The sequence below is a fragment of the Blastococcus sp. CT_GayMR19 genome, assembly GCF_004570385.1.
Lineage (GTDB): Bacteria > Actinomycetota > Actinomycetes > Mycobacteriales > Geodermatophilaceae > Blastococcus_B.
The window spans coordinates 492,474-504,592 of the sequence record NZ_SPQL01000001.1 but is presented as its reverse complement, the minus strand read 5'-3'; the positions used below and the strand labels follow the sequence as shown (position 1 = coordinate 504,592).

At 70.9% G+C, this 12,119-nt stretch carries 10 protein-coding genes; 8 read left to right on the top strand and 2 right to left on the bottom strand.

Annotation, left to right across the window (positions count from 1 at the left end; genetic code table 11):
- Window positions 1-189: 189 nt before the first annotated feature.
- From E4P39_RS02440 to clpX, 3 genes are all read left to right on the top strand, one after another.
- Window positions 190-771: an ATP-dependent Clp protease proteolytic subunit gene (locus E4P39_RS02440; protein WP_135134848.1), complete on the top strand. Its 582-nt coding sequence runs from the start codon at window positions 190-192 to the stop codon at window positions 769-771.
- Between the two features lie 18 nt (window positions 772-789).
- Complete coding sequence (locus tag E4P39_RS02435) at window positions 790-1,419, top strand: ATP-dependent Clp protease proteolytic subunit (protein WP_135134768.1); 630 nt, start codon at window positions 790-792, stop codon at window positions 1,417-1,419.
- 333 nt (window positions 1,420-1,752) lie between these two features.
- On the top strand, window positions 1,753-3,027 hold the full coding sequence (clpX, locus tag E4P39_RS02430) for an ATP-dependent Clp protease ATP-binding subunit ClpX (protein WP_135134767.1): 1,275 nt from the start codon (window positions 1,753-1,755) through the stop codon (window positions 3,025-3,027).
- Between the two features lie 59 nt (window positions 3,028-3,086).
- Here the strand turns inward: clpX and E4P39_RS02425 are convergent, their stop codons facing one another.
- Both E4P39_RS02425 and valS read right to left on the bottom strand, forming a co-directional pair.
- Window positions 3,087-3,965, bottom strand: coding sequence for a DUF559 domain-containing protein (locus E4P39_RS02425; protein WP_135134766.1), 879 nt, complete (start codon window positions 3,963-3,965; stop codon window positions 3,087-3,089).
- 243 nt (window positions 3,966-4,208) lie between these two features.
- Window positions 4,209-6,794, bottom strand: coding sequence for a valine--tRNA ligase (gene valS / locus E4P39_RS02420; RefSeq protein WP_135134765.1), 2,586 nt, complete (start codon window positions 6,792-6,794; stop codon window positions 4,209-4,211).
- 188 nt (window positions 6,795-6,982) lie between these two features.
- Here valS and E4P39_RS02415 point away from each other — a divergent pair, with 188 nt between their 5' ends.
- The 5 genes from E4P39_RS02415 to E4P39_RS02395 all read left to right on the top strand — a co-directional run bounded on the left by E4P39_RS02415 (window position 6,983) and on the right by E4P39_RS02395 (window position 11,931).
- Window positions 6,983-8,338 (top strand): folylpolyglutamate synthase/dihydrofolate synthase family protein, encoded by a 1,356-nt coding sequence (locus tag E4P39_RS02415; RefSeq protein ID WP_135134764.1) that lies wholly within the window; start codon window positions 6,983-6,985, stop codon window positions 8,336-8,338.
- Entirely contained in the window at window positions 8,335-8,733 is a 399-nt protein-coding gene (locus E4P39_RS02410; protein WP_135134763.1) for a DUF4233 domain-containing protein, read from the top strand. The genes E4P39_RS02415 and E4P39_RS02410 overlap by 4 nt, the downstream gene beginning before the upstream one ends.
- Window positions 8,734-8,744: 11 nt before the next feature.
- The gene (gene ndk / locus E4P39_RS02405) at window positions 8,745-9,155 is read left to right on the top strand and encodes a nucleoside-diphosphate kinase (RefSeq protein ID WP_135134762.1); all 411 of its coding nucleotides are present in this window, start codon (window positions 8,745-8,747) and stop codon (window positions 9,153-9,155) included.
- Between the two features lie 86 nt (window positions 9,156-9,241).
- Window positions 9,242-11,164: a TIGR03960 family B12-binding radical SAM protein gene (locus E4P39_RS02400; RefSeq protein WP_135134761.1), complete on the top strand. Its 1,923-nt coding sequence runs from the start codon at window positions 9,242-9,244 to the stop codon at window positions 11,162-11,164.
- The gene (locus E4P39_RS02395; RefSeq protein WP_135134760.1) at window positions 11,164-11,931 is read left to right on the top strand and encodes a TIGR03936 family radical SAM-associated protein; all 768 of its coding nucleotides are present in this window, start codon (window positions 11,164-11,166) and stop codon (window positions 11,929-11,931) included. Before E4P39_RS02400 ends, E4P39_RS02395 begins: the two co-directional genes overlap by 1 nt.
- The last annotated feature ends 188 nt before the right edge of the window (window positions 11,932-12,119 follow it).

Genomic DNA, 12,119 nt, shown 5'->3' with positions numbered 1-12,119 from the left:
CGTTAGGGTCGACAGGACTCAGGCGACCGCCGGGGGGTACCGCTTCCCGGGGCGCCGCTCTGGCCCGCACCACCGACTCATTCGCCCACCGAGACCGACTGCATCGACAGTCCTACGGAGGTCATTCCACCCGTGAGCACCCTCGACCCGAACCTGGCGAGCGCGCCCGTGCTGCGCGGCGCCGGGGGGATGATGAACCTCGGCGACTCGGTCTACGAGCGCCTGCTGCGCGAGCGGATCATCTTCCTGGGCAGCCAGGTCGACGACGTCATCGCCAACCAGCTGGCCGCTCAGATGCTCCTGCTGTCCGCCGAGGACCCGAAGCGCGACATCCACCTCTACATCAACTCGCCCGGTGGCTCGGTCACCGCGGGCATGGCGATCTACGACACGATGCAGTTCATCGACTGCGACGTCGCCACCTACGGCATGGGGCTGGCCGCCTCGATGGGGCAGTTCCTGCTCACCGCCGGCACCAGCGGCAAGCGGTACGCCCTGCCGCACGCGCGGATCATGATGCACCAGCCGTCGGCCGGCGTCGGGGGCACCGCCTCGGACATCGCCATCCAGGCCGACCTGTTCCGCCGCACCAAGCAGGAGCTCAACGAGCTGCAGGCGCAGCACACCGGTCAGCCGGTGGAGCAGATCGAGAAGGACTCCGACCGTGACCGCTGGTTCACGGCGAAGGAGGCCCTGGAGTACGGCTTCGTCGACCACGTGGTCAGCCGCGCCGCCATGACCGACAGCACCAACCCGGTCACCGACAACTGACGGTTCGGAGAACAGACGATGAGCTTCCAGATGCCCTCCAGCCGCTACATCCTGCCTTCCTTCGTGGAGCGCACGAGCTACGGCATGAAGGAGTCCAACCCCTACAACAAGCTCTTCGAGGAACGGATCATCTTCCTCGGCGTGCAGATCGACGACGCCTCGGCCAACGACGTCATGGCCCAGCTGATCACGCTGGAGTCCACCGACCCCGACCGTGACATCACGATCTACATCAACTCGCCCGGCGGCTCGTTCACGTCGCTCATGGCCATCTACGACACGATGATGTTCGTCCGCCCCGACATCCAGACCGTCTGCATGGGCCAGGCCGCCTCGGCCGCCGCCGTCCTGCTCGCGGCCGGCACACCGGGCAAGCGGCTGGCGCTGCCGTACTCGCGGGTGCTGATCCACCAGCCCTCGGGCGAGTCCGGCGGTCAGGTCTCGGACCTGGAGATCCACGCCGCCGAGATCCAGCGGGTGCGCTCGCAGATGGAGGAGATCCTGGCGCGGCACACGGGGCAGACCGTGGCGCAGGTCCGCACCGACATCGAGCGGGACAAGATCCTCACCGCCCAGGAGTGCAAGGAGTACGGCATCGTCGACGAGGTCATCCAGAGCCGGAAGCTGAACGCGCTCCCGGCGGTCTGACGGAGTGGGCCGAGGGCGCGCGTGTCGCGTCCTCGGCCCGTACCGTCGGTCGTCTCGCGGTCACGAGGAGCGCAGTCGTCCGAGGGGCGCGGGGCACCAGCGGGACAGAAGTGGGACGGTCGGCAGAACCGGGTGAGTCACTGCCCGGGGACGTCGGTGGCGAGGGTTACGGTCTTCGAGAGCCCGATCCCCGGCCACGAACGCCGGGAGGAATGCCTCGCAGGGCCGCCCGAATTGCAGCCCGAAACATGAGGCCGATCAGGGGCAGAGCAGCCAGAATCAACCGCAGGCTCCTGAGACCAGGGCCCGCGCTTCACAGGTGGAGGTCAGCAGGTGGCACGAATCGGTGAGAGCGGTGACCTGCTCAAGTGCTCGTTCTGCGGGAAGAGCCAGAAGCAGGTCAAGAAGCTCATCGCGGGCCCCGGGGTCTACATCTGCGACGAGTGCATCGATCTCTGCAACGAGATCATCGAGGAGGAGCTCTCGGAGTCCTCGGACCTCAAGTTCGACGAGCTGCCGAAGCCCAAGGAGATCCACGACTTCCTCGAGCAGTACGTCATCGGCCAGGACAAGGCCAAGCGAACCCTGTCGGTCGCCGTCTACAACCACTACAAGCGCATCCAGGCCGGCGCGGCCAGTGGCTCCCGCGACGAGTCGGTGGAGCTGGCCAAGTCCAACATCCTGCTGATGGGCCCGACCGGCTGCGGCAAGACGCACCTGGCCCAGACCCTCGCCCGCATGCTCAACGTGCCCTTCGCCATCGCCGACGCCACCGCGCTCACCGAGGCCGGCTACGTCGGTGAGGACGTCGAGAACATCCTGCTCAAGCTCATCCAGGCGGCGGACTACGACGTCAAGCGGGCCGAGACCGGGATCATCTACATCGACGAGGTCGACAAGATTGCCCGCAAGAGCGAGAACCCGTCGATCACCCGCGACGTCTCCGGTGAGGGCGTCCAGCAGGCGCTGCTGAAGATCCTCGAGGGGACGACGGCGTCGGTTCCCCCGCAGGGTGGCCGCAAGCACCCGCACCAGGAGTTCATCCAGATCGACACGACGAACGTGCTGTTCATCGTGGGTGGCGCCTTCGCCGGCCTGGAGAAGGTCATAGAGCAGCGCACCAGCAAGCAGGGCATCGGCTTCGGTGCCGAGATCCGCGGCAAGGCCGAGATCGCGGAGGCCAACGCCTTCGCCGAGGTCATGCCCGAGGACCTGCTGAAGTTCGGGATGATCCCCGAGTTCATCGGCCGTCTGCCGGTGATCACCAGCGTGCAGAAGCTCGACCGTGAGGCGCTGATCAACATCCTCACCGAGCCGAAGAACGCCCTGGTGCGTCAGTACCGGAAGCTCTTCGAGCTCGACGGCGTGGAGCTCGAGTTCACCGACGACGCGCTCGAGGCGATCGCCGACCAGGCCATCCTCCGCGGCACCGGCGCCCGTGGGCTCCGCGCGATCATGGAGGAGGTGCTCCAGTCGGTGATGTACGACATCCCCAGCCGTGAGGACGTCGGCTCCGTCGTCATCACGAAGGAGGTCGTCCTCGAGCACGTGAACCCGACGATCGTCCCGCGCAAGCCCACCCGGGCCCCCCGCGAGAAGTCCGCCTAGTCCCTCCCGAACGAGCCCGTCCCCTGCGGGGGGCGGGCTCGTTCGCGTTGGTGGGCTGCTCAGCGTGCGACCGTTGTCCCTGCACCGGACATTCCGGGCGGTGAAATGTCCGGCATAGCGACATCGCTCAGCCGGCTCCGGTAGGCGGCAGCGATCTGAGCGCGGCACGCGGTCGGATCGCGGGTCACTCGTCGATAGCTGAAGCGGATCACGAGCCAGCCCATGGCCGCGAGGGCGGCATCCCGGCGCAGGTCGCGTTCGCGTGCCTCCTGGCTTCCGTGGAATGCCGCACCGTCCAGCTCGATCGCGAGCTTGACCTCGGGCCAGGCCGCGTCGAGGAACACCGGGCCGTCGGGGAGCAGCACCCGGTGCTGCTGTCGTGCCGGGGGCAATCCCGGGACGGCGAGCACGTGACGGACGGCGAAGATCTCCAGCTCGCTCTGCGCGCCCGAGCCGATCAACCCCAGCAGTTCGACCAGTGCGGCGCGTCCCGGGAGCTCGGGTCGCATCTCCAGTTCAGCGTGCAGTTCGACGACACGTACCCGCCGTTCGCGCGTGGCCCGAAGGAAGGCCTCACGTGCGACAGCGTCGAATCCGCGCATGGCCCGCGAGCGGTGAGCGTCGCCCCACGTGTCCACGAGCGAGCGCGCAATCGTCGTCGCCGGCAGTCCCCGTGCCCGGACGACCACGAACGGATTCCGGCTGCGATGCACGCGCAACCAGCGTGACGTCCTGACCCGTGAAGGCGACGCGACGGTCACGTTGAGCCGGGTGACCTCGTTGTCGACGACTCCGTGGACGGCCAACGCACTCATATGGCTCAGCGGCCCACCGGCATAGCCGGTCGCGGCGTGGGCCCGGACCGTCCAGTCGTCGGCGAGTCCGGGACGGTGACCCAGCCGGGATGCAGCCGCACCAGCCGCCCGGACGCGAGCCATCGGGTCACCGTCCGGGGATCGACCTCCGTCGACAGGGCAGCCGTGGACGAGGTACGGGAGGGGCCGAGGAGTGCGAGGAGGTCGTGCACGCGCAGATCCTGCGCGGCGGCGCCGTTGTCGTGCGGCCACGACGACGAAGGCTGTGGACAGCCGACAAGCGTTGTCCCTGCACCGGACGTTTCACCGCCGGGAATGTCCGACTCAAGGACAACGCTCCGACGCCCGCAGGAGGATCGACGCGGGTCAGGCGTCCGGGAGCGGGGCCAGGACGACGTCCACGGTCAGCGGGCCGGTGCCGGCGACGATCGAGAGCGTCGCGATGCGGCCGGCGTCCACCAGGTCGGAGCGGGCGGCCTCCACCAGCGCCACCTGCTCGGCGGGGGCGGTCACGGTCGCCGTCTCGACGTCGGCCCGCATCGACTGCTTGGCGTCCGACTTGGCCTTGCGCACCCCGGCCAGCGCCTCGGCGGCCGCCGTCACCACCGCTGGGTCGCCGCCGGCTGGCAGCTCGGAGACGACCGGCCACGCGGCGCGGTGCACCGACCCGGCCTGCCACCACGACCAGACCTCCTCGGTGACGAACGGCAGCACCGGGGCGAACAGCCGCAGCTGCACCGACAGCGCCAGGGCCAGCGTCGCCTGGGCCGACTCGGCGGCCGGGCCGGAGCCGTAGGCCCGCGACTTCACCAGCTCGACGTAGTCGTCGCAGAACGACCAGAAGAACGATTCGGCCACCTCGAGCGCGCGGGTGTAGTTGAAGGACTCGAACGCCGCCGTGGCCTCGTCGACCACCACAGCCAGCGACGCGAGCAGCCCGCGGTCGATCGCCTCGGTGACGCGGTCGGCCGGAAGATCCGCCGAGGCGCCCAGCCCCAGCACGAACTTGCCGACGTTGAGGACCTTCATCGCCAGCCGCCGGCCGACCTTCATCTGCGCCTCGTCGAAGGGCGAGTCCGCCCCTGGCCGGGCGCCTGCCGCACGCCAGCGGACGGCGTCGGTGCCGTACCGCTCCAGGACGTCGATCGGCGTGGTCGCGTTGCCCTTCGACTTCGACATCTTCTTGCGGTCGGGGTCGACCACGAAGCCGGAGATCGTGGCGTGCGTCCAGGGCACCGCGCCGTGCTCGAAGTGCGCGCGGACCACGGTGGAGAACAGCCAGGTGCGGATGATGTCGTGGGCCTGCGGGCGCTGGTCCATCGGGAAGACCTTGGCGAAAAGCTCCGGGTCGGTGTCCCACCCGGAGGCCACCTGCGGGGACAGCGACGACGTCGCCCAGGTGTCCATGACGTCGGGGTCCGCCATGAACCCGCCCGGGATGCCGCGCTGGTCCTCCGAGAACCCGTCCGGGACGTCGGACGACGGGTCGACCGGCAGCGACTCCTCGGCCGCGAGGATCGGCGAGGTGTAGTCCGGCTCGCCCTCGGCGTCCAGGCGGTACCAGACCGGGAACGGCACCCCGAAGAAGCGCTGGCGGCTGATCAGCCAGTCGCCGTTGAGCCCCTCGACCCAGTTCTCGTACCGGTGCCGCATGTGCTCGGGGACCCACTGGATCTCCCGGCCGCGCTCGATCAGGGCGGCCCGCAGGTCGGCGTCCCGGCCGCCGTTGCGGATGTACCACTGCCGCGTGGTGACGATCTCGAGCGGGCGCTCGCCCTTCTCGAAGAACTTCACCTGGTGGGTGATCTGCCGCGGCTCGCCGTGCAGGTCGCCGGACTCGCGCAGCAGCTCCACGGTGCGGGCCTGGGCGCTGAACATCGTCTTGCCGGCGATCTCGTCGTAGGGCGAGGCAGGCACCCCCGGCGGCGGATCGGCGAGGATCCGGCCGTCCCAGCCCACGATCGGGCGGGTGGGCAGCTGCAGCTCCCGCCACCACGTGACGTCGTTGAGGTCGCCGAAGGTGCAGATCATCGCGATGCCCGAGCCCTTGTCCGGCTCCGCGAGGCGATGGGCGACGACCGGCACCTCGACGCCGAACAGCGGCGTCCGGACCGTCTTGCCGAACAGCGGCTGGTAGCGCTCGTCGTCCGGGTGCGCGACGAGTGCCACGCAGGCCGGGAGCAGCTCGGGCCGGGTGGTCTCGATGAACACCGGGCCGTCGGGGCCGGAGAAGGAGATCCGGTGGTAGGCGCCGGGGCGCTCGCGGTCCTCGAGCTCCGCCTGGGCGACGGCGGTCCGGAACGTGATGTCCCAGAGGGTCGGCGCCTCCTGGGCGTAGGCCTCGCCGCGGGCCAGGTTGTGCAGGAACATCCGCTGCGCCGTGGCGCGGGAGGACTCCGAGATGGTCCGGTAGACGTCCGACCAGTCGACGGAGAGCGCGACGCGGCGCCAGAGCTTCTCGTACTCGGCCTCGTCCTCGCCGGTCAGGCGCATGCACAGCTCGACGAAGTTGCGCCGCGAGATGGGCACCTGGTCCTTGCCCGGGTTCGCCGGCGGCTCGAACGACGGGTCGTAGTGCAGCGACGGGTCGCACCGGACGCCGTAGTAGTTCTGCACCCGCCGCTCCGTCGGGAGGCCGTTGTCGTCCCAGCCCATCGGGTAGAAGACGTGCCTGCCGCGCATCCGCTGGTAGCGGGCGACGAAGTCGGTGTGGGTGTAGCTGAAGACGTGCCCCACGTGCAGGGAGCCGCTGGCCGTTGGCGGGGGAGTGTCGATCGAGTAGATCTGCTCGCGCGGCCCGGCGAGAGCGGCCGCCCGGTCGAAGGCATAGGTGTCGTCGGCCGCCCAGCGGTCGACCCACTTCTCCTCGAGCCCGTCCAGCGAGGGCTTCTCGGGTACGCCGACGGTCGCTCCCAGGGCAGGGGTGGCCGGGGTCGCGGTGTCGGGAACCATGTGCCTCATCCTAGGAACCCTGCGGCTGACGACAGCCCCGGGAGCATCGCAGCGAGGAACGAGCGAGGAGCGGACCGGGGCGCGGAGCCAGCCAGGTGTCACGACTGACCACAGCCCGGGGAGCATCGAGCGAGGAGCGGACCGGGGCGCGGGGTCGGTCCAGTGTCCCGGCTGGCATCCTGACGAGGATGAGCAGCAGCAGCACCGGTGAACTGGCCCGGGTCGAGGGTGAGCTGCTCGCCCGCTGGCCGGAGAGCCGGGTCGAGCCGTCCCTCACCCGCATCCACGCCCTGGTCGACCTGCTCGGTTCCCCCCACCGCGCGATGCCGGTCATCCAGGTGGCCGGCACCAACGGCAAGACGACGACGGCGCGGATGGTCGACGAGCTGCTGCGCGGCTTCGGGCTCCGGGTGGGCCGGTTCACCAGCCCGCACCTGGAGTCGATGCGGGAGCGGATCGTCCTGGACGGCGAGCCGGTGAGCGCGGAGCGGTTCGTCGAGACCTACGCCGACATCGCGCCGTACGTGCAGATGGTCGACGCGGGCAGCGACGTCCCGATGAGCTTCTTCGAGGTCATGGTGGGCATGGCCTACGCGCTGTTCGCCGACGCTCCGGTCGACGTCGCCGTGATCGAGGTGGGCATGGGCGGGACGTGGGACGCGACCAACGTGGCCGACGCGCGGGTCGCCGTCGTGACGCCGGTCGACCTCGACCACGCCGAGTACCTCGGTCCCGACGTCGCCACGATCGCGGGGGAGAAGGCCGGGATCATCAAGACCGAGGCCATCGCGGTGCTCGCCCACCAGCAGCCGGGCGCCCTCGACGCGCTGGTCCGCCGGGCGGTCGAGGTGGAGGCCGTGGTGGCCCGGGAGGGCACCGAGTTCGGCGTCCTGGAGCGGCGGGTCGCCGTCGGCGGTCAGCAGGTGCGGCTGCAGGGTCTGGGCGGCGAGTACGAGGAGGTCTTCCTGCCCCTGTTCGGCGCGCATCAGGCGCAGAACGCGGTCACGGCCCTGGCCGCCGTCGAGGCGTTCCTCGGCGCGGGTGCCGCGACCGGGCCGATCGAGCAGGAGACCGTCCGCGCGGCGTTCGCCGCCGTCCGCTCGCCCGGCCGCCTGGAGCGGGTCCGCACCAGCCCGACGGTGCTCGTCGACGCCGCGCACAACCCGGCCGGCATGGCGGCCAGCGTGGACGCGCTCAAGGAGTCGTTCGACTTCACCCGGCTGGTCGGCGTCGTCGGCTGCGTCCGCGGCAAGGACGTCGCCGGGATGCTGGCCGCGCTCGAGGACGTCTGCGCCGAGGTCGTCGTCACCCAGAACAGCTCGCCCCGCGCCATGCCCGCCGACGAGCTGGGTGCCCTGGCCGTCGACGTCTTCGGGGCCGACCGGGTCAGCGTCTCCCCGCAGCTGGCCGACGCGATCGGTGAGGCGATCGAGCTGGCCGAGGCCGGTCCCGACGACGCCCTCGGCGGTTCGGGCGTGCTGGTGACCGGCAGCGTGATCACGGCGGGGGAGGCGCGCACCCTGCTCGCGGGACGGCGGACATGACCGCGCCCGACCCGGTGCGGGCCGGCCGGGCGCTGGGCGGGGTCGCCGCCGGCCTCCTGGTGCTCGAGGGCATCGCCACCCTGTTCGTCCCCCGCGGGATCGCGCAGGCCGAGGGTGGACTCAGCGGTGCCCGGCTCACCTACCTGCTCGCGCTCGCCGTCGTCCTGATCCTGGCGTCGGGGATCCAGCGCCGTCCGCCCGGCGTGCTGGTGGGCACCGCGCTGCAGGTGCCGCTGCTGCTCACCGGCCTGTTCAACAGCGTGATGTGGTTCGTCGCGGGCGCCTTCGCGCTGATCTGGCTGTACCTGCTGCAGGTGCGCAAGGAACTGCTCGGCTCGCCCTTCGGAGTACCGGCTCCCGGCGACGGCGGGAGCGCCGGCCCGGCCGCCACGTAGGCTGCCGCCCCGTGACCGATCGCACCCTGATTCTCGTCAAGCCTGATGGCGTCGCCCGCGGCCTGGTCGGCGAGGTGATCTCGCGGCTGGAGGCCAAGGGCCTGCGCCTGGTCGCCGCCGAGCTGCGCACCCTCGACCGCGAGACCGCCGAGACCCACTACGCCGAGCACCGCGAGCGGCCGTTCTTCGGCTCCCTCGTCGAGTTCATCACCGGCGGGCCGCTGCTCGCGCTGGTGGCCGAGGGCCCGCGCGCCGTCGAGGCGTTCCGCGCGCTGGCCGGCGCGACCGACCCGGTGAAGGCCGCCCCCGGCACGATCCGCGGCGACTTCGCCCTCGAGGTGCAGAACAACATCGTGCACGGCTCCGACTCCGACGAGTCCGCCGAGCGCGAGGTCAAGCTCTTCTTCCCCGACCTGGGCTGATCCACCCGAGGGGCCGAGATGGCCATCTTGGCCCCTCGGATCGCGCGGGTAACCGGTTCACGAGGGGCGGCTACCCTGGACCGGTCATGACTGGTGAGACTCTCTACCCCCGCCTCGAACCGCTGCTGGCTCAGATCCAGAAGCCGATCCAGTACGTCGGCGGTGAACTGAACTCCCAGGTCAAGCCATGGGACGGCGCCGCCGTGCACTGGGCGCTGATGTATCCCGACGCCTACGAGGTGGGCCTGCCCAACCAGGGCCTGATGATCCTGTACGAGGTGCTCAACGAGCGCCCCGACGCCCTGGCCGAGCGCACGTACGCCGTCTGGCCCGACCTCGCCGCCCTCATGCGCGAGAACGGCGTCCCCCAGTTCACCGTCGACGGCCACCGCGCGGTGAAGGACTTCGACCTGCTCGGCGTCAGCTTCGCCACCGAGCTCGGTTACACCAACCTGCTCGAGGCGCTCGACCTCGCCGGCGTCCCGCTGCACGCCGTCGACCGCGACGAGACCCACCCCGTCGTCGTCGCCGGTGGGCACGCGGCCTTCAACCCCGAGCCCGTATCCGACTTCGTCGACGCAGCCGTCCTCGGTGACGGCGAGCAGGTGGTCGGCGACATCACCGACGTCGTCAAGGCGTGGAAGGCCCAGGGGCGCCCCGGCGGCCGCGTCGAGCTCCTCGCCCGCCTGGCGCGGGTGGACGGCGTCTACGTGCCGTCCTTCTACGCCGTCTCCTACGCCGCGGACGGCGCGATCGCCGCGGTCACGCGGACGCGCGACGACGTCCCGGTCAAGGTCGGCAAGCGCACCGTCATGGACCTCGACGAGTGGCCCTACCCGAAGACGCCGATCGTGCCGCTGGCGGAGAGCGTGCACGAGCGGATGAGCGTGGAGATCTTCCGTGGCTGCACCCGGGGCTGCCGCTTCTGCCAGGCCGGGATGATCACCCGCCCGGTGCGCGAGCGGACGATCACCGGCATCGGCTCGATGGTGGAGCAGGGGCTCAAGGCGACCGGCTACGAGGAGGTCGGGCTGCTGTCGCTGTCCAGCGCCGACCACTCCGAGATCGGCCAGCTGGCCAAGGAGCTCGCCGACCGGTACGAGGGCACCAACACCAGCCTCTCCCTGCCGAGCACCCGGGTCGACGCCTTCAACGTCACCCTGGCCAACGAGCTCTCCCGGAACGGACGGCGCTCCGGCCTGACCTTCGCGCCCGAGGGCGGCAGCGAGCGGATCCGACGCGTGATCAACAAGACGGTGTCCAAGGAGGACCTCGTCCGGACGGTCACCACCGCCTACGCCAACGGCTGGCGCCAGGTGAAGCTGTACTTCATGTGCGGTCTGCCCACCGAGACCGACGAGGACGTGCTGGAGATCGCCGAGCTGGCCGTCGAGGTCATCCGGGCCGGCCGGGAGGCCAGCGGCCAGAAGGACGTCCGCTGCACCGTCTCCATCGGTGGCTTCGTGCCCAAGCCGCACACCCCGTTCCAGTGGGCGGGTCAGGCCAGCGCCGACACGATCGACCACCGGCTGCGCATCCTGCGGCAGGCGATCAACGCCGACCGGCGGATCGGCAAGTCCATCGGCCTGCGCTACCACGACGGCAAGCCCGGCGTGATCGAAGGCCTGCTCTCCCGGGGCGACCGCCGCGTCGGCCGGGTCATCGAGCGCGTCTGGCGCGAGGGCGGGAAGTTCGACGGCTGGAGCGAGCACTTCTCCTTCGACCGCTGGACGACGGCGGCCGCCGAGGAGCTGGCCCCCTTCGGCGTCGACCTCGACTGGTTCACCACCCGGGAGCGCACCGAGCACGAGATCCTCCCGTGGGACCACCTCGACTCCGGCCTGGACAAGGAGTTCCTCTGGGACGACTGGCAGGAGGCGCTGAACGAGGAGGAGGTCGCCGACTGCCGGTGGACGCCCTGCTACGACTGCGGCGTCTGCCCGACCATGGGCACCGAGATCCAGATAGGCCCCACCGGCCGCAGTCTGATCCCGCTCACCGTCGTCTGATGGCCCGTCAGCCCGAGGGCCCGCCCCCGCCGCCGACCGTCCAGAAGCTGCGCATCCGGTACGCCAAGCGCGGCCGGCTCCGGTTCGCGTCCCACCGCGACCTGGCCCGCACGCTCGAGCGCGCGCTGCGCCGGGCCCAGGTGCCGATGGCGTTCTCGGCCGGGTTCAGCCCCCATCCCAAGATCTCCTACCTCGGTGCCGCGCCGACCGGGTCGGCCAGCGAGGCCGAGTACCTGGAGATCGGGCTGAGCGTCCGGTGCGACCCCGAAGCGGTGCGGGCCGCCCTGGACGCCGCCCTGCCGGAGGACCTCGCCGTCGTCGAGTGCGTGGAGGCGCTGGAGGGGACCGGCTCGCTGGCCGACCGGATCGACACGTCGGTGTGGCGCGTGGAGCTGCCCGGGGTGGCACTCGCGGAACTGGAGCCGGCGCTGGCGGAGTTCCTCTCGCGGGACGTCGTGACCGTCGCCAAGCGCACCAAGAACGGCCTCCGGGACATCGATGCGCGCGCGTCGGTCACCAGCGCGTTCGCGGTCGAAGAGGCAGGTTGTGCCATACTGCACATGGTCGTCCGGCAGGGAACGCCCGCCGTACGACCGGACGACGTGTTGGCCGCCCTGACTGCCGTCGCCGACCTGCGCCCGCCGTTGCCCCCACGGGCCGTGCGTGCGGCGCAGGGCCGGCTCGACGACACCGGGACCGTGGCCGATCCGCTCGGGCCTGACCGTGCGGCGCGCACCCGCTGCCAGGGGGAGCACGCGACGATCTGACCTGGGTGGACCCGGAGGCCTCGCGCCGTCGAGCGGCACGGCTGCCAGACGTGACGCACCGCTCCGGACCAGCCGGCCCGGACGACGCAGACCACCGCGCGACCCACGACCCAGCTCCCGAAGGACCAGCACCACCGAAGACCCGGCACGACGCATCCAGGCACCGCGCATCCAGGCTCCATCGGGTG